A 26,470-nucleotide genomic window follows, 5' to 3' on the forward strand; every position below is an offset into this window, starting at 1 on the left:
CCTAACCATCTTCACCAACAAGCGCTGTGCCTATTCTTACCATTGTAGCCCCTTCTTCAATAGCAATTCCAAAATCATTTGACATCCCCATCGAAAGCTCGGTGCAAGGAGCATAATCCAAATCTAAGGCTTGGACTTGTTTACGAAGTTCTCTTAAATTACGAAAACATTCACGTATTTGCGATTCATTATTTGTAAGTGGAGCCATGGTCATTAAACCTTCCACACAGATATTCTCAAATTTCCGAAGTGATTCAATAAAAGGAACCACTTCCTCATAACTTAAGCCGTGCTTTGATTCCTCCCCAGAAACATTAACTTGTACCAAACATTTCACCTTATGTTCAGCACGTTTATTTATTTCTTCAGCAAGAGACATCCTGTCCAAGGAATGAATATATTCAACGATATTAATAATATTTTTTACCTTTCGCGTTTGAAGTGAACCGATATAATGCCATATAGGCTTGTCCTTAAGTTCTTCCCACTTTCGAAGGAGTCCCTCATCCCGGTTCTCACCTAAATTTATTATTCCTGCTTGTATTGCTTCATTAGCTCTTTCGGTACTGACATATTTCGTAACCGCTATCACCCTTACTTCTTCAGGGTTTCGGTTTACTCGAAGGCAGGCTTCATTAATTTGTTGTTTAATTAACTCATACTTTGCTGCAACCCTCATAAACGTTCCGTATTCTCCTTCCAGCCCATAAAAGTTAACATTCGTCCTGTTTTCCCCTTGTCACGACGGTGGGAAAAAAACTCTTTATCACAACTAGAGCAAAATCTAGTCATCTTGATATTTGATTTCGGCACACCATTCTTCATAAGTATTTGCCTATTTACTTCACGTAAATCTAATGAATACTGGTCATCGTTAATTAAATTATAGGGTAAAATTTCGACATCATCTAGTGTATTTTCAACCAAGTTTATTACACGTTTATCAACAATATAACATTTTTCACAGATAGATGGGCCTATTGTAACTAGAATCTGTTCGGGGTTAATTCCTTCTTTTTTCCAGGCAGTAATCATTTCCCTAGCAATTTGACCAACTGTGCCTTTCCACCCTGCATGGGCAATTCCGATCATTTTTGATTCAGGTGCAATAAAAAAAAGAGGGACACAGTCGGCAAAGCAAAGTGTTAACAAGATGCCCTCCTCATTCGTATAAAAACCATCTGTATCTTTAATCGCATTTTCATAGGATTTAGAGCCTTTACCACGGTCTAGTGTAGAAATTTTTTTAAGATGAATGCCATGCGTTTGTTCTGCACCGACCCAATTATTTATCGGAAATGTGAGCAGTTCCGAAATGGTTTCTCGGTTGTTGCAAACATCGTTTTTATCATCACCTACGTGAAAACCAAGGTTAAGGGTTTCGTAATCCCCTTTACTTGCCCCGCCATGTTTAGTGGTCATTCCTGCAACCAAACCCGGAAATTTGATTTCCCAGTTTTCTATCGATAATAATGACTGATTTTTTAAAACAAAGGGTTCCATTCTCATACCTCGTTTGTTTTTTCTATAGTTTACCATGAAAAGAAAATTTGGTCACCGCAAATAACATGTTCACACCTCTGCTTCTTCCGATAAATTTTCGGTGCTGCCTTTATAGCGAACCAAAATAACATCCTGACCGATTTTTAATATATTTTTCCACGGAATAACCACATCGTCATCTTTTCCAAAAAAACCAAGCACCCTGCCACTTCCGCTTATAACTACTGCTTCAATTTTACCCGTTGTTAAATTTATCTCGATATCACCAATATTACCAAGCCTTTTTCCATCCGCCACATTGACAACATCTTTTATCTGGAACTCAGAAATTTTTACCATCTCTCTCACTCCCGGTTTCATTACTATAGAAAATATATGATTGGGTTTTTCTTTTTAGTAGGCTCTGTTTAATGTTAGTGTGATTTTTACAAAATTCACTCTGGAATAAAAATAAAGCTGCCCTAAGGACAGCCTAACTTTGAATATTTTTATTCATTTGTCTAATGGCCGCTTTTTCTAAACGGGACACTTGTGCTTGAGATATCCCGATTTCATCTGCGACCTCCATTTGTGTTTTACCTTGAAAGAAACGCTTCCGTAGTATTAACTTCTCACGATCGTTTAATCTTCGCATTCCTTCTTTTAAAGCAATTTCTTCAATCCAATGGATATCTTTATTTTTTTCATCGCTTAATTGGTCCATCACATAAATTGGATCCCCGCCATCATTATAAATTGGCTCGAAAAGGGACACTGGGTCCTGAATAGCATCAAGGGCGAACACAATTTCTTCATGTGGAACTTCTAAGACCTTGGCAATTTCTTCTGCTGTTGGTTCTCTTGAGGTCTCACTCATCAATCGCTCTCTCACCTGAAGCGCTTTATAAGCGATATCCCTAAGGGACCTAGAAACTCGAATTGGATTGTTATCCCGCAAATATCTGCGAATTTCACCAATAATCATCGGAACCGCATAAGTAGAAAACTTCACGTTTTGGCCCAAATCAAAGTTATCGATTGATTTCATCAGCCCAATACAGCCAACCTGAAACAAGTCATCAACAAACTCGCCCCTATTGTTAAATCGTTGAATGACACTTAATACGAGTCGTAAATTACCGTTGACGAGCTTTTCTCTGGCATAAATATCGCCCTCTTGCATTTGCTTGAAGAGTATTCTCATTTCTTCGTTTTTTAAGACAGGAAGTTTTGCTGTGTCCACACCGCAAATTTCAACTTTATTTCGAGTCAATCCTTTTCCCTCCTCACAGGAGTTGCTGTACAAAAAACAGTATCTCCTTGAGAAGGAAAAATATGCACTTATCCATGATGGTGGACAAGTGCATATTTGTCGAAAAATGCAATTAAATCATGAAATTCTTAGGTTTTTTTACTGAAAAAATTTTTTCATCTTTACACCATTTTATTAAATTCTTTCCGTAGCCGTTTAATAATTCTTTTTTCTAATCGGGAAATATACGATTGGGATATTCCCAACATGTCTGCTACGTCTTTTTGGGTTTTTTCTTCTCCATTTGTTAGGCCAAACCGAAGTTCCATTATTTGTTTTTCACGGTCAGTCAGTTGATGGAGTGCTTTGGTTAACAGCTTTCGGTCCACGTTAGCTTCTAAGTCCTTTGTGATAATATCATCATCCGTTCCTAGAACATCAGATAATAATAATTCATTCCCATCCCAATCAATGTTTAAAGGCTCGTCAAACGAAACTTCTGACCTGATTTTATTATTGCGTCTTAAGTACATAAGAATCTCATTCTCGATACATCTTGAGGCGTATGTAGCAAGTTTTATCTTTTTCTCGGGATTAAATGTGTTGACGGCTTTAATTAATCCGATGGTTCCAATACTTATTAAATCTTCAATATTAATTCCTGTATTCTCAAATTTTCTCGCAATGTACACTACAAGACGAAGATTGCGTTCAATTAAAATGGACCTTGCCGCTTTATCACCGCCAGGTAATTTTTTCAACAACATCTCTTCTTCATCTTTGCTTAAAGGAGGCGGTAATGCCTCGCTACCGCCAATATAATAAACTTCATCTGTTTTTAAGCCCAATTTCATTAATAGTTTATACCAGTAGTAGGATAGGCGTAGCCTCCATTTTTTCATGCGTGTTCCTCCTTCTAAAATATGTTTTTTGCGAGTATAGTAATACTAACTCACCTTAATGGTTTCAATTTGGTGCTTAGGGCCTGTGAGCATCTTTGGATGAACAATACATTGAAATGCATCATCGCTGGACAGCTGCTTCGTTGTAAAGGAAACAAGTCCCTTTTCACATAAATATTGAGTCTCTTTATGTTCAATTAAGATGTTTTCCGGTTTTACTGCTATAATCAGTTGATGCTCTTGTCCAATTACGCGCGTAGGTACAATTCTGATCCTATTTTGCCATTCCACAGGAAGATCCCCACTGCCGTGGATAAGTAACTCTGGGTCCCCCGCTAGCTTCTTTATTGATTCTGGGACTGTTTCCAGTTGGTTTTTAATTGATACGAACATGACAGGAAGTTTTGACAATGGGTCATACAATTGATTTCCACTATCTACCAATCCTTTAAAAGTAAAGGTTTCATTATCAATGCTCACACTTACTTTCACAATTTGATCAAATTGAATTTTTGTCATTTCCATGCTTTCAACGTTTTTTCTTGAGAAGTGCCAGGCAACCGGAAAGCCAATAAGAACGAATAACCAACTAATTGGATCGCCAAACCCTTTTGCACTGGAGAGAAGGACCTTGGTTGTTAACTCTGAATCATATTGGATAAAGTAGTGAGTTCCCATTAATGCCCCTCCAATTAAAAAGGTTGACACATAAAGCGTCATTAACGCTTTAAAGAAAAAAGTCATCCGCTTATATCCAAAAGTGGTTAATACCATCAGGATTGAGAACATAAATTTTGAAATGGGATGGCTTGTATAGACATTTAATGGCGTAAAAGATAATAAAATTATCAATGAACCAATAAATCCTCCAGCTGCTAGTCTCCCGATTTTTATCTCTCTTTTTAAAAAAATAGCTGTTAAGTATAGAAGCAGGCTATCAAATAACAAATTTAGAGCCCAAATCACATCTAAATAAATAGTCACCAGCTTCCTCTCTTTTATTGGTCAGCTTTTCCTTTCTGTTTACGAAAAAGTATAACGTACTTTCATGGCTGAAGTGTGTCACTTTCTGTAATCAAAAAAACAGAAATTTCCACTATTCACAACGGATTTTGTCAGATGGTTATTGTTGCAAATAATAAAAAAGACACGACCTATAAAAGGGCGTGTCTTTAAAGAAATCATTCATTTTTATCTTCTACGATTACGGTTGCGTAAGAAGGTTGGAATATCTAATGCTTCCTCTTGAGAAACTTGAGTATGTCGTACAGGTTCTTGCTGAACCTCTTCACGTTTTGGCTGCTCTCTCTTTACAGTACCCATTTGTGGCTTAGCCTGTCCAAAAGTAGGACGCGTTGCTTTTGGCTGGATAGTTTCTTCTTTAAATCCTGTTGCAATGACAGTTACGATAATTTCATCTTTAAGCGATTCATTGATAACAGAACCAAAAATCATATTTACTTCCTGATCAGAAGCGGTTGCCACGATATCTGCAGCTTCTTGAACTTCATAAAGGCTCAGGTTGGTACCGCCGGTAATGTTCATTAATACACCTTGGGCTCCATCAATAGATGTTTCTAATAATGGAGAACTAATGGCTTTCTTAGCGGCTTCTGCAGCACGGTTTTCACCTGCAGATACACCAATACCCATTAATGCTGAACCCTTGTTTGACATAATTGTTTTAACATCAGCAAAGTCCAAGTTAATAAGTCCAGGTACAGCAATTAAATCGGAGATACCTTGTACACCCTGACGAAGAACATTGTCTGCTTCTCGGAATGCTTCTAGCATTGGCGTGCTTTTATCAACGATTTCAAGGAGACGATCATTAGGAATCACGATAAGTGTATCTACGGCTTCTTTCATCGCACTAATTCCACCTGATGCTTGTCCTGACCGTTTTTTACCTTCAAATGTGAACGGACGAGTAACTACACCAACAGTTAATGCACCTAAGTCTCGAGCAATTTGTGCAATAACTGGTGCTGCACCTGTACCTGTACCTCCGCCCATACCTGCAGTAACAAATACCATATCGGCACCGCTTAATGCTGATTCAAGCTGCTCTTTACTCTCTTCAGCAGCTTTCTTTCCAACATCTGGATTAGCTCCTGCTCCTAGTCCACGAGTCAATTTTGCACCTATCTGCATCTTAACTTCTGCTTTGGACAGATTTAGGGCTTGAGCATCAGTGTTAACAGCGATAAATTCTACTCCTTGAACGCCATGTTCAATCATTCGGTTTACCGCGTTATTACCACCGCCGCCGACACCGATTACTTTTATTGTTGCAAGAGAATCTAAATTTGTATCAAATTCTAACATGACAATCCTCCTAATTCGTCGCTTCCTTTTCGATTTGCCTATTCGAAAAAGTAACCAAGGAATTTTTTTACTTTTGATGACATCTTTTCTTCCGGATGTTTTTCTACTTTTGTTTTAGGTTGTTGTTGTTGTTGTTTTGGCGCTCTTTTTTCGACGGGTTCAGCAATGGTTGATGAACCAATTGTTCCACCTGGTAATCTAGCATTCTTGTAAGCATATTTAATTAAACCAACCGCAGTGGTATATTGAGGTTCTCTAACACCAATATAATCAGGTACAGCTACGCGGACTCTATTTTGTAAAATCACTTGAGCAAGTTCTATCACACCTTGCAAATTTGCAATTCCGCCAGTTAATACATAACCGCCTGGAAGGTCACTATATCCTAAGCGTTTCATTTCATGCAATACTAGTTCAAAAATCTCTTCCATTCTTGCTTCAATAATGTCAGAGATTTCAAGTTGGTTAAATTGTTGATGCTGATCACTGCCGATTATCGGTACACTGAACACTTCATCTTCTGATGCTTCATCGTAGAATGCATGTCCATGTTTTACTTTTATTTTTTCAGCATCTTCTGTTGAGGTCCGTAACCCAACAGATATATCTTTTGTGATATAATCTCCGCCAACAGGAATAACGCTTGTCTGAGTGATAAAGCCTTCTTCGAAAACGGCGATAGTCGTTGAACCTCCACCCAGGTCAATAAGCGCAACGCCGAGGTTTTTCTCATCCTTAGAAAGTGCGTAATCTCCTGCTGCCAACGGCTGAAGGACAATATCAACAATCTCAAGGCCGGCCCGTTCAACACATCGAAGGGTATTTATAATAATCGATTTGGAGCCAGTAATTAGGGTGCCGTCCATTTCCAAGCGAACACCAATCATACCGCGGGGATCATTAATTTCATCTTTACCATCGAGGATAAATTGTTTTCGAATTACACCAATGTTTTCTCTTTCCGGTGGGATTGAACCAACATGTGAGGCTTCAATGACACGATTGACGTCTTCATTCGTGATCTCTCTATTTTGGCTTGATACTGCTACAATACCATGACAGTGTTGAAGCATGACATTGTTAGCTGAGATGCCAACCACCACATCCCTAATTTCCATCCCAATCATTCTTTCCGCTTGCTCTATTGCCCTTCTAATCGAATGAACGGTGTCGTCCATGTCAACAATTGAACCTTTACGTAATCCTTCAGATTTTACATTTCCAACACCAATTATATTTAACGAGTCTTTACCCGAGTCATTGACCATTTCACCAATGATAACTTTTACACTGGATGTACCGATGTCAAGACTAACATATATTTCATTGCTGTTCATTCTTTGGCACCTCCTTTAGATTTCCTTAAGTTGAACAACAACTATATTTTTTTGTCCACTACATGTTCAATAGTAATATCATTTAAATTATTCGTCACAATTAAATGATTCCCTTTAAAAAATTTCAATTTTTTTCTACTTTTTCTTTGTTGGTTGACCATTTTGTCAATAAAATCCGCCTAATTACGGCAATATTCTGGAACAATCTGACACCAAACGCGAAAACTGCCGCTAAATACAAGTCTACACCAAGATTAACACCGAGAAAAGCTAAACTTGCAGCAAGTATAATATTAAAGAAGAATCCTGATACAAACACTTTTTCATCATATATATTTTGCAGGTATGCCCTGATCCCACCGAAAAGAGTGTCGAATGCCGCTAAGACAGCAATCGACAAATAATTGGAATATTCTTCAGGTATGCGTATTTCTGTTAATAAGCCCAGAATGATCCCAATTATTAATCCTATGATTGGAAGCCACATTAAGAATCGCCTCCTTCTTTTGTCGGTTCCATGTAGCGAATTCGTATGGAATCATCATAGGCTGGTACCGTTACGTTCGGATTTGGTTTAGAAATAGTAAGTCTTAGATTTTCAATAAAAAATTCTTCAGTAGACTTGGACACTTTCATCCGATTATATAATTTTTCAGCTGTAGAATAATCATCTACGCCGACGATAACCTCTATTGGCAAGCTTTTAACGGTATGACCATCGATTTTTGTTTCCTGATTGATGTCGCGGATCACAGTGGTATTAATAATTCTTTTACCATCAATTGCTACATATTTTGCCTCGTACATATTTAATTCGTTTAGTAATCTAATTAGAAGGTCTGGTGGAATAACCCGATTAACTGGTGTCCCTGGCTTTATTTCTTCGATTACAGGCTCAATCTTCATTTTAATCCCAGGAACGGTTATTTCAGACAGTCCCGCCTCAAGCTTTAATTCTTTTAATGTATCTATTAAAGCTTGCTCTTTGCTTTGCTTTCGCTTCGAATCATAGGCAGCCAGTTTCTCTTCATTAGAGCGTATTTCACTCAATAAGTTGGATTGAAGTTCTTTTTCTTTAAGTAATGCTTCACGAAGCTGCCATATATCCCGAGTATCACGCTCAGCAGGTTTTTTTACTGTTTGAAACTGTATTGCAATCATGAAACCGACTAAGACTGCAATCAATGTAAAACTTGTGTTTATTTTTTGGTTGTCCACTTTTTTTCACCTAACCTTTTAAATTATCATTCCGTGGACATCTCAAATGACTAACTTCCTAGGATTGGATTAAGAACAATTTCATCATCTTTTTCCAATGAAAAAACAATATTATCATTGACTAACTGATCTTTCACCCCTCCAATTAGGTTTATGGCTGAAGAGAGGACAGCGGGATCTCCGATTGCAGAAATAATAAAAGGAGCTGGATGCTCAATTCCATCAACCGTTATAACGGGTCCATTGCAAATAATATAAGAATGACTTGTCAGCCTCTGCCCATTGATGGCAACTGCTGCTGCCCCTGATATATAGAGTTCATTTACCACTTTGAAGACATGGTGTTCATGAACAAGATAATTATTAATATTGTCTTCCTTTGGATCATAGGCACCGTCGGTTAATGTAATCTTAACCCCTTTACCTTTAACCTTCACTTTTCCCAAGAACATCCGATATTTTTCAGCATCCTCTGCAAGATTCTCATATGCCTGTGCTTCCTTGGAGAGGTCTTTTTCATTTTTAAGAACCAGCTCTTGTTTTTGATTTAATTCCTTTTGCAATGCGCGATTGCTCTTTTCTTCTGCAATTAATTTGTTTCTGAGAGCGAGAGTCTCTTCCCACTGTTTACCAGAAACTTTAGGTTTGTCTTTATTCATCTCCATTTGTGTTAAATGATAAGAAAAGGCGATCATAAATCCCAAAACAAGGAAGACCAGGGACAATATGACATGCTTACCCTTCACCCTAATCTTACTCAACGTCTTTTTCCTCCACTTCGGTTTCAAAGGACTTAAAATACGAACCTACTTCTAAGTCAATAATCCCCTTTTTGTTGGGATCTATTTGAGAGATAATTGAAGGATAATGCACCATTTTTTCCGAAAAACTTCTTAATGTGGCACTAACTTCAAATCCATCATTCATAAATAAGGAAATATGATAATGATCAGTTTTTTTCGGAGAATAATGGATTTCAGAGATAGAATTTGATATTTCACTTGGTAGTTTTTCTAACTCCTTCACCATTTGATCGAGGGCTGCCCCTTCTTTAAAATCAAATAAAATTGGAGAATTTATAGGAATTTTCTTTGCAGCTCGCTTTTTTAATATTTTCCCATTTTCCATAATAGGTAAAAATTTATTCGCTTGTTTAAGATAAGCAATTCTTTTATGTTCTTTAACTTGGATGATAACTGTATTCGGCCATTGCACCTTGATTTCAACCTTGTTTATTTCAGATAATCGCTTTAATCTTGATGCAGTTTCATCCTTTTTTATTTTCCAAATATTCGTATTATTCGAAAGGCCGCTCTGACTGACCAATTCTGCTTCGGAGTAAACACCATTTCCTTTTATTGTTATCGTCTTTACATGACTTAATGGTGATTGTGAATAGGCGATCACTACTATCATTGTAAAAAACAGAATTAACAGGAGCACAAGGCGTCTGTTTGCTTTGCGCCGTCTTTGCTCCTTTAGCTTTGGAATACGGTCCTCGAGAGCAACGATTTTACCTTTTTCCATATAAGATTCCTCCACATAAAAAGCAGCTGCTCCAAAATAAGTAGACTAAGCCTGTCCAACATTCGATAGTGTTACCTCGAAAAGAGAAACAACGGCACGAAAAACCATGCCGTCTTTAACTTTATCAAGGTTGCACCTATAATATTATCAGTAATTATAACACAATATTTGTCATTCGTACGACATTTCTCACAAGAAAAGTAAGGATTATTTCTTTGGAAATTGATAACTGTGTTGCTGCAGCGCCTAGCGATTAGTGTACTTCGCCCTCCTCCTTTCGATAAGTCAGGAGGGCTACAGTCCTGTCGTGCGCTGAACAGGCGATTTCCCTTTTCTTATTTTTTTCCGATTATTTCTACCTCAGTTTCCATTTTAACTTCATATAAGCTAAAGATGGTATCCTTGACATGTTGAATTAACGCCAGGACATCTTCTGCTGTAGCATTTCCAGCATTTACAATAAAATTCCCATGCATTTCGGAAATTTTTGCACCGCCAATATTAAATCCCTTTAATCCGGCAGTTTCAATTAATTTCCCTGCGTAATTCGGCAGTGGGTTTCTAAAAATACTGCCAGCACAAGGAAAATTCCATGGCTGGGTTTCTTTGCGATAATCTTTATTTTTTTGCATTTGAGCAACAATCGCAGCACGATCACCTTTCTCAAGGTCGAAAACAGCTTCGACTACAATTCCTGGACGAGTTTTCTGAAGGACTGACGTTCTGTACGAGAACTCCATCTCTTGATTTGAAAGCCATTCCATCTTTCCATCATCAAATAGAATATGTGCTTTAGTTAAAATTTTACTTATATCCGAACCATGTGCCCCTGCATTCATATAAACGGCCCCACCAACGGAGCCAGGAATACCACTGGCAAATTCCAAACCGGATAGGCCTTTTTTGCTTATAAGTGTTGATAAGCTAACAAGTGAATGACCTCCGCCAACGGTTATACTTGTCTCATCAATCTCAAGGTGATCTATACCAGAACTCAGCTTGATAACCGCTCCTTCAATTCCTTTATCAGAAACTAACAAATTTGATCCACGACCAATTGCACGCCATTTTAATCCATGTTTCTCAATAATATTCATGATGGTTTTTAAATTATCAACCGATGACGGTTCAATAAAAAGGTCGGCAGGTCCGCCTATTTTCATCGTTGTATGATTGGCTAAAGGTTCATTTTCCTTAACCTTTCCGATATTTAAAGCTAATAACTCGTTTAAGATTCCGTCCATTTTTACCACCCTAACTTTCCTTGATGCATTTATTTCAGTTTATGCTAAAAACCTTTTTGGGCTACTTTCGATTTGTTTTTACAAGTTCTTGCATTAAGGAATAAAGTCTAGAAGCTGAATCGGGCACACCCATTTTTTTAGCCTTTATCCTCATTTCATTTAATTTATCTTTATTTAAAAGAATACGATCGATATGATTCACAAGACTATTATTATTTAAGTCCTTCTCTAATAACAATTCGGCAGCACCATAATCACTTAACGACCTTGCGTTTTTCTCTTGATGATTATTTGTAACATATGGACTTGGGACTAGGATACTTGGAATACCGAGTGAGGTTATTTCAGCAAGCGTTGTTGCTCCTGCCCTTGAAACCACTAAATCAACCCCCGCCAAAACCTCAGGCATATTATGAATAAACGGTTTAATGACGACATTTTTAGGGTTTCCAATTAATTCAACTTCCTTTTTAACATCATCATAATGTACGTCACCGGTAATATAAAGAACTTGATAGGGTTTTTCAGCCAAATCGGCAAATGCCTTCACAACTGCCTCATTGATTGGCCTCGCACCGCGACTGCCACCAAATATTAAGACCACTGGCATTGTTGCACTAAGTCCAGCAGCAAGACGCCCTTTAATCCCGTCCTTGCCAATTACTTCTGATGCACGGGGATTCCCTGTAAAAACCGTCTTCTGTTCTGGAAAATAATCCTTTGCCTCGTCAAAACAGATCGCTATCTTATTAACATAACGGCTTAAAAATTTATTTGTTAAACCAGGTACACTATTTTGTTCATGAATGATCGTTGGAATCCCAAGTTTGGAAGCAGCATACACAACTGGTCCACAAACATATCCGCCAGTCCCGATGACAATATCCGGTTGGAATTCTTTTAACATTTTTTTACTGTCTTTTACTCCTTTTAGGAAACGAAGAACTGTTTTTATATTTTCAAAGGAGAGCTTTCTTTTAAAACCAGTAATGTGAATGGATTTAAAATCAATATTTTCCCTTGGAACAATTTTGCTTTCTAAACCATTACTAGTTCCTATGTATAGAAATTTAGCATTTTTATTCTGTTTTTGTATTTCACGAATGAGTGCAAGAGCAGGATAGATATGCCCGCCAGTTCCTCCACCACTAACAACAATTTTCATGTTTCCACCCCATTAACTATTTAACACCTAATTGCATACCCTATCTTACTATAAAAACAATCAAAATAAAGCAAATGAAAAAAGAATGTTATCTAATTGTAATGATATGAATTGATTATTTTAAAATAATGCTATGTTAAACAATAAGCTTTAACATAGTCTAAAATAAAAAGAACCCTGCATGTAAACAGGGTGAAGGTTCATAATCTTGAATACCTGCTGATATTAAGGAGAACACCGATCGCCATTAACATCAAGGTTAAACTAGAGCCTCCATAGCTTAAAAATGGCAAGGTAATGCCTGTGACAGGCATTAGACCTGTAACAACACCAATATTAATCATTACCTGAATCGCCACCATGGCGATGATCCCAACAGCTAAAAAGCTGCCATATAAATCCGGTGCACCTAATGCGATTCGAATACCTCTCCATAATAACAGTGCAAATAGAAGTAAAATAAATGAACCGCCAATAAACCCTAGTTCTTCAGATAAAATGGCAAAGATAAAATCGGTCTGTGGTTCAGGTAAGTAAAAAAACTTCTGCCTGCTCTCGCCAAGCCCCAGTCCAAACAACCCGCCAGGACCAATCGCATAGAGTGATTGTATAATTTGAAATCCACTTACCAATGGGTCCGACCATGGATCTAAAAAAGATGTAATCCGTTTTATACGGTACGGGGCCGAGGCAATTAAGCCAATAAATCCAGCTACTCCCAACAGTCCCAGAAAGGCAAAATGACTTACCCGGGCACCAGCAATAAATATCATGACAACACAGGTTCCCATCATGACCGTTCCTGTACCTAAATCAGGTTGAAGCATAATCATCGAGAAGGCTAAAAAGGCAAGACCTAAGGAAGGAACAAGACCTTTCTTAAACGAAGTGATCAATTTTTGACGTTCAGAAAGATACTTTGCCAAAAAAGCAATCATTGCCAGTTTCATAAATTCGGAAGGTTGTATTGAAAAGGCTCCTACACCAATCCAACTTCGAGAACCATTTCTTTCATTACCAATCCCCGGAATTAACACTAGGACAAGTAACACAAAACAAACAAGTAGAAATGTTTTGGACCACGTCCGCCACGTCCAATAATTGATGTTCATAATGAAAAACATGGCTGCAACTCCCACTCCGGCAAAAAGGGTCTGTCTTTTCGCAAAGAAAAAGGAATCATTAAATTTATATTCAGCCCAAATAGCACTTGCGCTGTAAACCATGATAAGCCCTATTGCCAGGAGAGTGAAGGTTACAATCATTAAAATAAAATCAGGAGTTGTTCTCTTTGTCGGCACAACAATACACCTCAACTGCTAGTTTTAGGGCTTAGCAGAACATATAATACTGTCTAGCTTCAAATCCTAGCGACTAGTGTATTTCGCTAGCCGACCGCTTCCCGCTTTTCCGCTAAGACAAGCCCTTTACTTAAGCTTATGCACCGCTTCGATAAAAATGTCTCCCCTGACCTCAAAAGTTTTATATTGATCCCAGCTCGCACACGCAGGAGATAATAATATAACGTCACCTGGTTCAGAGTATCGATAAGCCTCAGGCACTGCCTTGTCAACATTATCGACACGCTTAATTAGTTTTATTCCTGCTTCTTTCCCAATGCGTTCCATCTTTGGTGCAGTCTGCCCAAAGGTTATCATTGCTTTAACATTTTTTAAATAAGGAAGAAGTTCATCAAACTCATTTCCACGATCCAATCCACCCGCAAGTAAAATAACCGGAGCACTAAAAGCAGCTAAGGCATTAATAGTCGCCAATATATTCGTCGCTTTCGAATCATTATAAAATTTTCTGCCGTTTACTTCTGTTACGTATTGCAGACGGTGCCTGACGCCAGTAAATGTTCGGAGAACCCGCTGAATAGCGCTGTTTTCTACTCCGGAAAGCTTTGCTGCAGCCATTGCAGATAATATATTTTCAAGGTTGTGGTTGCCTGGTAAAGCTATTTTTTCGATTTCCATCACTTTTTCACGATTAAACATAATCCAGCCGTCAGAAAGATACGCCCCTTCAGTCAGTTCTTTTTTGGTTGAAAAAGGAATAATAATGGCCTTAGTGTGACGAGCGACTTCTAATGTTTCTTCTTGATCGGCATTAACGATTAGATAGTCCAGTTCAGTTTGATTTTTTGTGATGTTTGCCTTTGCAGTAATGTACTCCTTTTTTGTGCCATGATAATCCAAATGGGCATCATAAAGGTTCGTAAGAATGGCGATTTTAGGTTTAAAAGTGTCAATCCCCATTAATTGAAAAGAGGATAATTCAATAACAATCGTATTTTCCGCAGTTGCTTCCTCGGCAACTCCTGATGCAACCGTACCAATATTCCCTGCAATTAACGGGTGCTTCTCATCCTCATTTAACATTTCATAAACTAATGTTGTTGTGGTTGTTTTTCCATTTGTCCCTGTGATCCCAATAAATGGTGCTTCAGAGATTTGATATGCAAGCTCCACTTCAGTGATAACAGGAATCCCTTTTTCTATCGCACCTGCAATCATTGGGTTGTTATATGGAATACCCGGATTTTTGACAATCAACTCGAATCCTTCATCAAGAAGCTCGATAGGGTGATCACCACAAATTACTTTAATCCCTTGTTCTAAAAGACCTTGCGCCTCTGGATTTTCCGAAAATGGCTTTTTATCATTAACGGTTACAAATGCACCAAGCTTATGTAATAGTGCGGCAGCGGTTACCCCGCTTTTCGCCAAACCAAGGACAAGAATTTTTTTATGACTGAAAGATTTAATCTGTTTCAATTTATAACCACACCTCAATATAGATTCCTAGTATCGCAAGAATTAATCCTACACTCCAAAAAGTAACAACTACGCGCCATTCCGACCAGCCTACTAATTCATAATGATGATGTAATGGGCTCATACGAAAAATCCGTTTACCAGTCGTTTTAAAGGAAATAACCTGTAATATAACTGATAATGTTTCTATAACAAATACTCCGCCAATGATGATAAGCAAAATTTCAAGCTTTGTAAGAATTGCGATTGTCGCAATGGCACCACCGAGTGCAAGCGAACCTGTATCTCCCATAAAAACCTTAGCTGGATGGGCATTAAACACCAAGAATCCTAACACAGAGCCGACAACGGCCACAGAAAATATAGCAATCTCCATCTGTGATTGATTCCAAGCAAGGACAGCTAAAGCACCAAACGCAATTGCTGCGGTGCCTGACACCAATCCATCAAGTCCATCTGTTAGATTAACAGCATTGGAAAAGCCAACCAGCCAGAATATGATGAAGAAAATGAAAAACCAACCTAAATCAAAGGTCGTATCCGAAAATGGAATGCTTATTTCTGTAGAAAAACCTTGTTGTCTATAAATAAGATAAAAGATAGCTGAAATAATGATTTGGCCTGCCAGCTTTTGTTTGGAAGTTAGCCCCAAATTCCTTTTTAAGACTACTTTGATAAAATCGTCTAAAAACCCAAGCAATCCAAAACCAAGTGTAACGAGTAGCAGCAAATAGGTTTTGACAGTCGGTTCAGAAAATTTCCCTGTCATGACGAGTGTTGTAATGACAATCGAAAACAGGATCATTACACCGCCCATTGTAGGTGTGCCCGATTTTTTTTGATGTGATTGGGGTCCCTCTTCACGAATGCTTTGTCCAAATTTCAACCTTCTTAAGAAGGGAATAAACACAGGAGAAAGCAATACTGAGATAAGAAAGCCCATAATGATTGTGAAGAAAATAACTTGCTCGAGCATTTTATTCCCTCCTTTCAGGTTCGTTATTAGTATTAATTTTGTTTAACATCACAGCTATATCATATGTTACTTTATTTTTATTAAGAAGTTTTTTATTTGAAAATTTAAAGTTAGTTATCTCCATAATTTCATCTGTTTCTCCATTTAATTTTTCAATATAATGACTTATTATCGTTATAATTGCCTCAACAGGGTCTGGTGTAAAGAATATTGGGAAATGATTTGGGGTATAGCTCGGAATTTCAATTCCTTCTTCCCAAATGGCAGCGATTGCTCCATTAGCAATTGCTTCAGAAAGATCACCAGACTTTCCACTTCCGTATACAAATAATCCTTTTGGCTGGGCTGCGTTAGCTTGGTCGCAAACTGTAACAAAAAATAGGTCATCCTGGATCCCACGTCTATTTTCAAATAGACCTGCCAAGTCTTTTAAAGCTAAATACATAGCTATCTCCCCTCAATCGCTTCCCGAGCCACAAGCCGGTCATCAAAGTCGTGAACAACATTCCCAATAATTTGATAGGTTTCATGGCCTTTACCGGCGATTAATATCACATCACCTTCAGATGCCTCTCGAATTGCAGTTTGAATCGCTTCTTTCCGGTCAGGAATCACTCGGTAGGCTTCACCTTGAACACCTGCTTCCATATCCTTCAAGATCGCTAATGGGTCTTCACTTCTAGGATTATCCGAAGTTAAGATGGGATCTGTTGACCATTCACAGGCTATCTTAGCCATCAATGGCCGCTTTGTGCGATCGCGGTCTCCACCACAGCCAACAATGACAAAAACCTTTTTCTTCGCAAAATGCTGCACTGTTTTTAATACATTTTCAAGGCTATCGGGTGTATGGGCGTAATCAACAATCACTGTGAAATCCTGACCTGCATTTACCAACTCAAATCTCCCTGATACACCTCTTACGTCTTCGATCGACTGGATTACTTCTTTTATAGAAATTCCAGACACAACAGCAGCTGCAATACTTGCTAAAACATTATAAACACTGAATTTACCAATTAATTGCATTTGGATCGGAAACTTTTCGGTTTGGACATGTAAATCAAACTTTGTACCTGAAGAAGTCATGTGGATATTCTTCGCTTGGATATCAGCATTATTGTCGATTCCATATGTAATGACGTGTGCAGCAGTTGATCTGCTATACATCTCTGATGCAGGATCGTCTGCGTTCAAAATAGCAAATTTTGGTTTTTGATGATCAAATGTATTACCAAGTTGGGCAAATAATAAACTCTTGGCACGTTTATATTCTTCCATTGTTTTGTGATAATCCAAGTGGTCCTGCGTTAAATTGGTAAACACGGCTACATCATAATCACAGCCATGGACCCTGCCAAGGTCTAATGCATGAGAAGATACTTCCATTACCGCTATATCAACACCTGCTTCAACCATTTGATTAAAGGTTTTTTGAAGTGTTAAGCTTTCAGGAGTTGTGTTTTTTGTTTCAATCGTCTTTTCCGCAATTTTGGTATACATAGTCCCAATTAGACCTGTTTTTTGATCTGCATCAGCAAATATTTTTTCAATTAAATGACTCGTAGTCGTTTTTCCGTTTGTACCAGTGATTCCTATTAAGTGCAGGTTTTTAGTTGGCTGCTCATAAAAAACATCAGCAAGGACAGCCATTGCTCTCGTTGTATCCTTAACAAGAATAACAGGTACATCAAGTGATAACGGACGCTCAGATAATACTGCTGCTGCCCCGTTTTTTACAGCGGATTCAGCAAAATCATGACCGTCTACTGTATAACCCTTAATACAAATAAATAAGCTCCCCTTTTGCACCTTCCGATTATCATTTTCTATTGAAGTTATTTCTGGGTCTTCACCTTGATAAGGAACTAGAAGATGCAAATTCTTAAGCAGCTTTTGTAGATTCATTTCTCTCAAATCCTCTCATTACCGTACATACATAATACTAATATTTCCCTTAAAATTCCCTCTTAAGAAAGTTCCATCTTATTTTACATTAAAATATTTTATTTTGCTATTTAGTAATGTAACCTTAATGAAAAAAATAGGCGGCGGAAATCATTCCGACCGCCTTTGCATACATGATTTTTTTAGCAAAATTAGTCTTCCTTCCCAAAATAAAGCCTAATTTTGGATCCTTCTTTAACTTTGGCACCTGCTTCAGGCGATTGCCTAACAACCACATCTCCCTCTCCGCTTGCATCAATTCTTAGGTTTATCAGTTGATCCATTAATTCCATTTTAGTTAAACCAGTGAAATCCGGTAGTTTTATTAATGGGGTATCTGGCCATTTCAATTCTTTTTCCATTTGATTTTTTCGAGGTTTAATCCCCATCTGGCCCAAACTATCCTTCATAATATTGCCGACAATCGGAGCACTGACAGTACCCCCGAAGGCTGTAACTCCTTTGGGATTATCAACGGCCACATAGACAACAATTTGCGGGTCATCTGCAGGGGCAAAGCCAATAAATGATACAATAAAGTTATTTTCTAAGTATCTTCCATTTTTCGCTTTCTGGGCCGTACCGGTTTTGCCTCCGACACGGTAACCATCAACGAATGCCCTTCCACCTGACCCTTCTGCAACAACACTCTCAAGGGCATGGCGGATTTCTTTCGATGTTTCTTCCGTAATAACGCGCCTTTTTTCAACTGGGGAATTTCTCATCACCACTTCTTTGGTAACAGGGTCAATTAGCTCCTTTGCGATATACGGCTTATATAATATTCCGCCATTGATGGCCGCAGATACAGCAGTAACCTGCTGGATTGGTGTCACAGATACTCCTTGTCCAAAGGCTGTCGTTGCTTGTTCAACAGGGCCGACACGGTCTAAATTAAATAAAATCCCTGTCCCTTCCCCTTGAAGGTCAATACCGGTCTTTTGACCAAAACCAAAATCCTTCACATATTTAAACAATTTATCTTTCCCAAGTCTTTGCCCTAATTCTACAAATCCTGGGTTACAGGAATTTTGCACAACTTCTAAAAAGGACTGGTCACCGTGACCACCGCGTTTCCAGCACTTTAACCTAGCACCCGCTATCTGAACTGAACCAGAATCATGAAAATGTTCCTTTTTCAAATTCACTTTTCCTTCATTCAGTGCTGCAGCCAAGGTGATAATTTTAAAAGTAGACCCTGGTTCGTATGTTGACCATACAGGGAGGTTACGGTTATATACCTCTTGAGGTACATTTTGGAAATTAGCAGGATCAAATGTTGGTCTGCTCGACATTGCTAAGATTTCTCCGTTATTCGGGTTCATTGCAATCGCAACAATACCATCAGGGTTGTATTTTGCGTCAGCGATATCCAACTCTCTTTCCACAATCGTTTGTATTTTTGAATCGATTGTCAGCTTCAAATCGAGGCCGTTAGTCGGCTTCTCATAATCATCAGCCATATCGTTCATTCTTTCCCCTTTAGCATTTGCATAGAATTTAACCGAGCCCCGTTCACCACTTAGTTCTTTATCATAATATTGTTCGAGTCCCATCAACCCCTGGTTGTCCACTCCTGCGAACCCTAGAACATGTGACAGGTAGCTTCCCATTGGATAATGGCGTTTAGAATCTTCACCGATGTAGACACCTTCTAGCCCTAAAGATCTGATTGCCTTTGCCTTTTCATGTGAAATTTTTCTTCCTTCTTTAATCCGAACAATCCTTTCTCTTAATGTAATATCGCGGTAGGCCTTTTCTTTTGACATATTTAAAACCGAAGCTAGCTTTTCTGCCGTTGTTGCGGGGTCCTTAATTTGTCTCGGAACAACCCAAACAGTTGGAGTACTGATATTCGTTGCTAGTGCCACCCCATTCCGGTCAACAATTTCACCTCGTTCAGGTTCAAAGGGGATATTCCGGCTCCAAGAGTCTTTAGCACCTGCAGTCAGCCAATCGCCTAGCACAAATTGTACATATCCAAGTCGGACATCAATAATTAAGAAGGTTAGAATACCAATGAATAGTGCAATCATTAATCTTTTACGGACAGTTACATTTGAAACACGCATAGATTGAACGACCCTCCTTTTTCTATCGTTCATTTATATGCTTGTACTTTTTCTCTTAGAACGGTCGCTAAGAGGAATAGACAAAAGAAAATCCCGCTTTTTATGCAGCGGGATTTTCTTTTAATCTTGCACTATTTCTCCTGTATTTTCGTCTGTTTGAGTTTGGTCATCGGCTTGTTGATTATTTTCTGCATTCCATTGTTCTTCAGGAGTTTTTAAATCTACAATTAAAAAATCTCCTTTTCGAAGAGGTGTTTTCGGTTTAAGATTTTGCTGTGTTACATACCCTTTGCCCTTAGAATTTAATTTTAATCCAGCTATATTTGCTACTTTCATTACATCCCTAAGTGACCAACCCGTCATATCTGGTGCAAGTATTTCGCCATTTGTTTGGATGATTACCTTCTCACCCTCCAAAACAGTTGTCCCCGACTCTGGTAACTGTCTAACCACTTCAGTTCCTTTGCCGATCACGACGGTTTCAACACCTTTTCCTTTTAAATCTGCGACCGTTTCTTCAACCGACATTCCCTTATAATCTGTGAGTTTATTTAATTGTGCTTTTTCTAGCTTAGAAGGCTTAATATTTAGGTAATGAAGGCTGTTTTTCATTACAGGGTTAAAAATAGCCGAGACAGGAATCGCACCTTGACCTGCTTCCAATCCCTCTAATTTAGGCTGCTGAACAGCAACATATACAATTAATTCCGGATCATCCTTTGGAGCCATTCCCAAAAACGAGAACATATAGTTATTTACTCCTTGTAAATACCTGCCATTCGGGCCAGGGATATTTGCTGTTCCCGTCTTCCCCGCAACGCTATAACCATCAATTTTATAGCGTCCACCTGTACCTTTAGGTGAGGTGACAACAGTTTCAAGGTAATCTCGAACCTTTTTTGCGGTTTCATTTGTGATTGGGGTAGAGACTACTTCAGGTGCTGTTGATTTAACAACCTCTCTAGTATCATGATTAACAATTTTTTTTACAACATGAGGTTTTACCATTTTCCCGCCATTAGCAATCGCTGTTGCCGCTTGAATTTGTTGGATTGGTGTAATGGCTGTTCCCTGCCCATAAGCAGTCGTAATTTTTTCAATCGGATAGGTAAATTGGATTTTCCCTGAAGTTTCGTTCGGAAGGTCAATACCGGTAGGCCTATCAAAGCCAAACTTTGTTAAATACTCCCTAAACCTTTCAAATCCTAGTTTCTCTTTGGCAATCTTCGCAAAAGCAACGTTAGATGACCGTTGTACCCCTTCAAGATACGTGATAGGACCCCATCCAGAGTAATTATGGTCATGAATCGCCTTATCCTTTTTAGTAACTTGATAAGAACCGGATTGATAGATTTCATTTGGATTGAAAACTTTTTCCTGAACAGCTGCTGCAAGCGTAAAAATTTTCATTGTCGAACCAGGTTCGAATGACGTTTCAATCGCCTCATTATGCCAGCCATCTTCAATTCCTTCTTTCGTTTTTGGATCGAAGGACGGCCGCTGTCCCATCGCTAAAATTTCTCCCGTTTTCGGATCAGCCACAATCGCAATAATTTTTTCCGGTTTATATTCCTTTGCTGCTTTGTTCATTGCATCTTCTAAAAAGGTTTGAATTTTTTGGTCGATTGTTAAATAAACATCATTTCCATTTTGGGCAGGAGTAATTTTTTCCTTTCCATCCGGAAGGATATAGCCCCATAAATCACTTTCAAAATTAACCTTCCCATCTTTCCCTGTTAACTCATTATTTAGAATTTTCTCGATTCCCATTTTACCAACTGACGTAATACTTTTATCTTTTTGCTCAATCCTGTCTGCATAACCCACTACATGGGAAGCAAAAACTCCATTTGGATAAAATCGTTTGGAGTCTCGAATAAAAGTAATTCCAGGAAGCTTTTGGTCTTCAATCTTATTCTTCGTTTGATTGGTAATATCTCTGCCTGCTTTACCAAATTCAACCTGAAATTTATGATTTTTTATTCCCTTGGTTAAGATGTTATAAATCTCTAATTCATCCATCTCTAGATACTTAGCCAATTCTTTTGCCGTTTTGGCCGCATCTTTTACGTGTTGAGGTTTTTTGGGATTCGTTGTCATCTTTTTATCTAATATTGCTATCAAGGTATAGGCATTTGTATCTTCAGCGATTACCTCGCCATTCCGGTCTAAGATATCGCCCCTTAAGGCTGCCAAATTTCCTTCCCTGCTATATTTTTCTTGCGCCTTTGCAGCAAGCGGTTGTCCATCAACTTCTCCACTAATTTGAATGGAGAAATACCTAAAGATTAATACAAAAAAGAGCAAACCAAATAATCCAAATAAAATGGTTGCTCCTGCATTCATATAGGGCTGTTTCTTGTTCATTTCTAATGCACTACCTTGACGTTATTTTCATTTTTAATTAGGCCCATTTCCTTGGCCTTTTTATAAATTCGTTCGTATGCACTCAATTCGCTTACCTGAACTTGCAAATCGCTGTTTACTTTTTGTTGTTCCGTTATCTTAGATTCCATAATTTGTATATCTTTGTTAACATCGTAAATCTTTGCTTGATTTGAAATAATATGAACGGCACCAAAACATACAAATCCAGCAAAGGCTAATCCAATAATTTTTTCTCCTGGAGTGAGCCAGGATTTTTTAATGATTACTTGACTCTTATTTTGGACTTTCTGCTCTGTTTGTTGCTGCTCTAAATTCTTCCTGGCAAGATTACTCAATCTTCTTCCCCTCCAGATTATTTTCTTTTTCTACATCCAGTTTTGAATGTCTGGATTCTTCTTATAGCCTTTCTGCAATTCTTAGTTTTGCAGATCTGGCGCGATTATTTTGCTCTAATTCTTCTTCTGATGGAAGTATCGGCTTCCGTGAGATTAACTTTAATATCGGTTTATACTCATCTGGAATGATTGGTAAACCAGGAGGTAAATTAGGGGTTTCACTTGCCTTCTTAAAAGCTGCTTTACAAATCCTGTCTTCAAGTGAATGGAAGGTGATAACACTTATTCTTCCCTCAGGGTTTAACAAGTCAATTGCTTGATTCAGTGACTGTTCGAACACAGCTAATTCATCATTAACAGCAATTCTAACTGCCTGAAAAACTCGTTTAGCGGGATGTCCACCTTTTCTTCTTGCAGGGGCAGGAATAGCATCTTTAATTAGTTCAACCAATTCTGCTGTCGTTTCAATTGGTTTTACCATCCTTGCGGCTTCAATTTTTCGAGCGATCTGTTTAGAGAATTTCTCCTCACCATAGCGAAAAAAGATGCGCACCAAGTCTTCATAGGACCAATGATTAACAACATCATAGGCAGATATATCAGCTTCATTATCCATTCTCATATCGAGTGGCGCATCATGATGATAGCTAAAACCTCTTTCAGGAGTGTCCAATTGAGGCGAAGAGACTCCAAGGTCATACAGAACTCCATCAACCTTAACAATTCCACGTTTTTCAAGTTCTTCTTTCAAATATAAGAAATTGCTTTTGATAATTTCTAAACGATCTCCATATTCAGCTAACTTCTCTTTAGCATGTGCAATTGCTGTTTCATCTTGGTCAAATGCAAATAGTTTACCACTAACTCCGAGTTTGGAAAGAATAACTGAACTATGCCCAGCTCCACCCAAAGTACAATCAACATAAATTCCATCTGACTTAATATTTAACCCATCAACAGCTTCCTTTAACAACACGGTTGTATGTTCAAACATGTAGTAACCACCTTTTCCAATCGAACGATATATAACAGAAAATATATTAACATAATTTATCCATTATATATCAAAGCCAATCATATTTTCTGCAATTTCTGCAAAAGATTCTTCTGACTCGGTAAAATAGTCTTCCCAAATCTGTTTGCTCCAAATTTCAATCCGATTGGAAACACCTAAAATCACACATTCTTTTTCCAACTTTGCATATTGCAAAAGCGGTGCAGGGATATTAATTCTTCCTTGTTTATCAAGTTCACTTTCTGTTGCTCCTGAAAAGAAGAATCTAGTAAAAGCCCGGGCATCTTTTTTTGTCAGAGGTAAGCCTTTTAATTTCTCTTCAATCAGCCCCCACTCTGATAATGGGTATCCAAACAAACATTGATCCAAACCACGTGTAATGATGAACATATCACCAAGTTCATCACGGAATTTGGAGGGCACGATTAGTCTGCCTTTATTATCAATGCTGTGATGGTATTCACCCATGAACATTCCCATGACCCCCACTTTCTATTAAAAATGTACCACATTCCCCCACTTTCCACCACCTATTTTTAAACTATTCTTCTTAAAATCCTTAAATCCTTTTTTATCCAGAAATTAATCAAAAAAAAAAAAAGCCCAGTTAAACTTGCCTGTTGATTTCCGCTCCGGGCACGTGCTTTCCGCGGGGGGCCCAGGGAGCCTCCTCTCGTCCTCCCGCAGAAGTCTTCGCGCCTTCCTCTCCAATCAACAGTGTGCCAAAATCTACAATAAGCTTTAACATAGCCAAAAAAAAACTTCACAATTGTGAAGTTTCTACATTTTCATAACCTTATGCAACCCATCAAATTCATATCTACCTGACATTAAATCCTGTATGAAATTCAACCCATACTGGTTTAGATAATAAAATATATTCCAAACTCTTTCTTGTGGAAAGCCGTCCGGTCTTAAAGCAAGATCGACACGATCATATTTTTTGAGTAGATTATCGTGCTTTAACTTTCCTGCCTCATTAAGCTTTGTTTCCATAAACCCGATTTCTTTTAGTAAGTAACTTTCGTTTTTCTTTAATAATGGTAATAAACCACGATCCAATTCAACTGTCTTACTTTCAATTAGTCGGTACTGATTTACTAGTTGCTCCCTAATACCTAAAAATAATGCTTCCACTTCTTTATCTTTTATTTCTTCGAGAAATTGATTTCTTTCTTTAACCGTTCCATTGCTTAATATATCTGCTATGTTTAAACGCAATTCGTTAACATCTGTTTCAACGGAACGATCAAGAATCGTTATGTTCAAACGAGGAACAATAGGGGGCAACTTGATATGAAAATGCTCAAAAACTAATTTGAGTTCTGCCCAGTAAGAAATTTCTCCGGGCCCAGCTATGAAAGCAACAGTTGGAAAGAGCCATTCTTGCATGAGCGGCCTTGTCACCACATTATTGCTTAAAACTACTGGATTCTCTTCGGCGCACTCCACTAATTGTTCTCTCGAAAATGCTAAAGCCCCATTTTTCCCCACAAAACAATCATTTCCACGATCAAATTCAAGTAAAATCCGGTCATTCATTTTTTGGTCATAGTAGAATAGGTTCGCATTCTGTTCATTTGCATCAATCGTAATCGGGAACCCGTTTTCACCAATTTGCTTTTGTTGTTCCAATAATTTGGATGTAATCGCTTCATGGTGAAGGATTTGCTGTTTAAAAAATTCCTTTTGCAGCATGCGAAACTCTTTGTTACCAGAATCAACGATTAATAACCCATAATCCTTGAACAATTCCATAATAATATTGGCAAAAAAATCGACTAAGGTGGTGGATTTTGAGATTTGTTCTTCAGCAAATTCTAACAAAGTATTCGTGTGTTCTGTCTCACCGAAGTTCTCAATTAAATTTTGTACCCACGAATTACAGACTTCTTTGTTTATCTGAATATCAGAGACCATTTTCTTATGAAGGACTCTTTCAGGATATGTCCATTTATCAACCTTTTGATTCACTGGTACAAACACATGATTAACTTCTTGGAAATCATGGTCTTCTCCAGCAATCCAAAATACAGGAACCACTGGTACTTTGAGCTGTGCCTCTTTTTGCTCAGCTAATTTAATTATTGAAATCACTTTATGTATTGAATAAAGCGGTCCTGTAAGAACACCTGCCTGTTGACCCCCAATAACGACAAGACTATTATCTGATTTTAGTTTATCGATTGATTCTTTAACAGCTTCAGACGATGGAAACCGCTTCATAAAGCTCTCAATATGTTCAGCAACCTCTAAGCGAGGAAAAGATCGGTTACTAAGTTCAGCAACTCGTTTGGCATCATCGGTTCTTTCATTAAACCGGTAATGAAAAAAAGGCTGGATTTCAGGAGATTGTTCCAAATAATTCGAAGCAAACCGATTGGTTGCTGGTAAAGAGAGATTTAAAATCTCCATTCATTGTACTTCCTTTCTGATCACCCAAATTCATTCTGTTAAGAGTATACCACTACCAACCACATTTGAAAAAATCTTTGGCTTATC

General features: G+C 38.1%; 25 protein-coding genes. All 25 read right to left on the reverse strand.

The window, feature by feature from the left end:
* Position 1: 1 nt before the first annotated feature.
* A complete protein-coding gene (locus KW850_RS00850; RefSeq protein ID WP_218345692.1) occupies positions 2-679 on the reverse strand; it encodes a YggS family pyridoxal phosphate-dependent enzyme in 678 nt (225 codons plus the stop codon).
* Entirely contained in the window at positions 676-1,503 is an 828-nt protein-coding gene (pgeF, locus tag KW850_RS00855; protein ID WP_218345693.1) for a peptidoglycan editing factor PgeF, read from the reverse strand. The genes KW850_RS00850 and pgeF overlap by 4 nt, the downstream gene beginning before the upstream one ends.
* A gap of 69 nt (positions 1,504-1,572) precedes the next feature.
* Positions 1,573-1,842, reverse strand: coding sequence for a YlmC/YmxH family sporulation protein (locus tag KW850_RS00860; RefSeq protein ID WP_218345694.1), 270 nt, complete (start codon positions 1,840-1,842; stop codon positions 1,573-1,575).
* Positions 1,843-1,975: 133 nt separating this feature from the next.
* The gene (gene sigG / locus KW850_RS00865) at positions 1,976-2,755 is read right to left on the reverse strand and encodes an RNA polymerase sporulation sigma factor SigG (RefSeq protein ID WP_026566385.1); all 780 of its coding nucleotides are present in this window, start codon (positions 2,753-2,755) and stop codon (positions 1,976-1,978) included.
* 161 nt (positions 2,756-2,916) lie between these two features.
* Positions 2,917-3,636, reverse strand: a complete 720-nt coding sequence (gene sigE, locus KW850_RS00870) for an RNA polymerase sporulation sigma factor SigE (protein WP_026566384.1) — start codon at positions 3,634-3,636, stop codon at positions 2,917-2,919.
* Positions 3,637-3,681: 45 nt separating this feature from the next.
* Positions 3,682-4,620, reverse strand: coding sequence for a sigma-E processing peptidase SpoIIGA (gene spoIIGA / locus KW850_RS00875; protein WP_218345695.1), 939 nt, complete (start codon positions 4,618-4,620; stop codon positions 3,682-3,684).
* Positions 4,621-4,827: 207 nt separating this feature from the next.
* Positions 4,828-5,964 (reverse strand): cell division protein FtsZ, encoded by a 1,137-nt coding sequence (gene ftsZ, locus KW850_RS00880; RefSeq protein WP_218345696.1) that lies wholly within the window; start codon positions 5,962-5,964, stop codon positions 4,828-4,830.
* Positions 5,965-6,002: 38 nt separating this feature from the next.
* Positions 6,003-7,301, reverse strand: coding sequence for a cell division protein FtsA (gene ftsA, locus KW850_RS00885; protein WP_218345697.1), 1,299 nt, complete (start codon positions 7,299-7,301; stop codon positions 6,003-6,005).
* Positions 7,302-7,425: 124 nt separating this feature from the next.
* Entirely contained in the window at positions 7,426-7,788 is a 363-nt protein-coding gene (locus KW850_RS00890) for a small basic family protein (RefSeq protein ID WP_218345698.1), read from the reverse strand.
* Positions 7,788-8,519 carry a DUF881 domain-containing protein gene (locus KW850_RS00895; protein ID WP_218345699.1) on the reverse strand — a complete coding sequence of 244 codons (732 nt, stop codon included), beginning with the start codon at positions 8,517-8,519 and terminating at the stop codon, positions 7,788-7,790. Before KW850_RS00895 ends, KW850_RS00890 begins: the two co-directional genes overlap by 1 nt.
* 50 nt (positions 8,520-8,569) lie before the next feature.
* Positions 8,570-9,214 (reverse strand): DUF881 domain-containing protein, encoded by a 645-nt coding sequence (locus KW850_RS00900; protein WP_218345924.1) that lies wholly within the window; start codon positions 9,212-9,214, stop codon positions 8,570-8,572.
* 58 nt (positions 9,215-9,272) lie between these two features.
* Positions 9,273-10,046 carry a cell division protein FtsQ/DivIB gene (locus KW850_RS00905; RefSeq protein ID WP_218345700.1) on the reverse strand — a complete coding sequence of 258 codons (774 nt, stop codon included), beginning with the start codon at positions 10,044-10,046 and terminating at the stop codon, positions 9,273-9,275.
* A 335-nt stretch (positions 10,047-10,381) separates the two neighbouring features.
* On the reverse strand, positions 10,382-11,290 hold the full coding sequence (murB, locus tag KW850_RS00910; RefSeq protein WP_218345701.1) for a UDP-N-acetylmuramate dehydrogenase: 909 nt from the start codon (positions 11,288-11,290) through the stop codon (positions 10,382-10,384).
* A 61-nt stretch (positions 11,291-11,351) separates the two neighbouring features.
* Positions 11,352-12,455, reverse strand: coding sequence for an undecaprenyldiphospho-muramoylpentapeptide beta-N-acetylglucosaminyltransferase (murG, locus tag KW850_RS00915; protein WP_218345702.1), 1,104 nt, complete (start codon positions 12,453-12,455; stop codon positions 11,352-11,354).
* A 200-nt stretch (positions 12,456-12,655) separates the two neighbouring features.
* Positions 12,656-13,756: a stage V sporulation protein E gene (gene spoVE / locus KW850_RS00920; RefSeq protein WP_218345703.1), complete on the reverse strand. Its 1,101-nt coding sequence runs from the start codon at positions 13,754-13,756 to the stop codon at positions 12,656-12,658.
* A 126-nt stretch (positions 13,757-13,882) separates the two neighbouring features.
* Complete coding sequence (gene murD / locus KW850_RS00925; RefSeq protein WP_218345704.1) at positions 13,883-15,235, reverse strand: UDP-N-acetylmuramoyl-L-alanine--D-glutamate ligase; 1,353 nt, start codon at positions 15,233-15,235, stop codon at positions 13,883-13,885.
* Between the two features lies 1 nt (position 15,236).
* Positions 15,237-16,211, reverse strand: a complete 975-nt coding sequence (gene mraY, locus KW850_RS00930; RefSeq protein WP_218345705.1) for a phospho-N-acetylmuramoyl-pentapeptide-transferase — start codon at positions 16,209-16,211, stop codon at positions 15,237-15,239.
* Position 16,212: 1 nt separating this feature from the next.
* The gene (locus KW850_RS00935; RefSeq protein ID WP_218345706.1) at positions 16,213-16,656 is read right to left on the reverse strand and encodes a hypothetical protein; all 444 of its coding nucleotides are present in this window, start codon (positions 16,654-16,656) and stop codon (positions 16,213-16,215) included.
* 2 nt (positions 16,657-16,658) lie between these two features.
* Positions 16,659-18,119 (reverse strand): UDP-N-acetylmuramoyl-L-alanyl-D-glutamate--2,6-diaminopimelate ligase, encoded by a 1,461-nt coding sequence (locus tag KW850_RS00940; RefSeq protein ID WP_218345707.1) that lies wholly within the window; start codon positions 18,117-18,119, stop codon positions 16,659-16,661.
* A 191-nt stretch (positions 18,120-18,310) separates the two neighbouring features.
* Positions 18,311-20,230, reverse strand: a complete 1,920-nt coding sequence (locus KW850_RS00945) for a stage V sporulation protein D (protein ID WP_218345708.1) — start codon at positions 20,228-20,230, stop codon at positions 18,311-18,313.
* A 120-nt stretch (positions 20,231-20,350) separates the two neighbouring features.
* Positions 20,351-22,597, reverse strand: coding sequence for a penicillin-binding protein (locus KW850_RS00950; RefSeq protein ID WP_218345709.1), 2,247 nt, complete (start codon positions 22,595-22,597; stop codon positions 20,351-20,353).
* A gap of 2 nt (positions 22,598-22,599) precedes the next feature.
* Entirely contained in the window at positions 22,600-22,953 is a 354-nt protein-coding gene (gene ftsL / locus KW850_RS00955) for a cell division protein FtsL (RefSeq protein WP_218345710.1), read from the reverse strand.
* Between the two features lie 61 nt (positions 22,954-23,014).
* On the reverse strand, positions 23,015-23,947 hold the full coding sequence (gene rsmH, locus KW850_RS00960) for a 16S rRNA (cytosine(1402)-N(4))-methyltransferase RsmH (protein ID WP_218345711.1): 933 nt from the start codon (positions 23,945-23,947) through the stop codon (positions 23,015-23,017).
* Between the two features lie 63 nt (positions 23,948-24,010).
* On the reverse strand, positions 24,011-24,442 hold the full coding sequence (gene mraZ / locus KW850_RS00965; RefSeq protein ID WP_144548875.1) for a division/cell wall cluster transcriptional repressor MraZ: 432 nt from the start codon (positions 24,440-24,442) through the stop codon (positions 24,011-24,013).
* 306 nt (positions 24,443-24,748) lie between these two features.
* Positions 24,749-26,383, reverse strand: a complete 1,635-nt coding sequence (bshC, locus tag KW850_RS00970) for a bacillithiol biosynthesis cysteine-adding enzyme BshC (RefSeq protein ID WP_218345712.1) — start codon at positions 26,381-26,383, stop codon at positions 24,749-24,751.
* Between the last annotated feature and the right edge of the window lie 87 nt (positions 26,384-26,470).

Source organism: Bacillus sp. sid0103 (assembly GCF_019219025.1).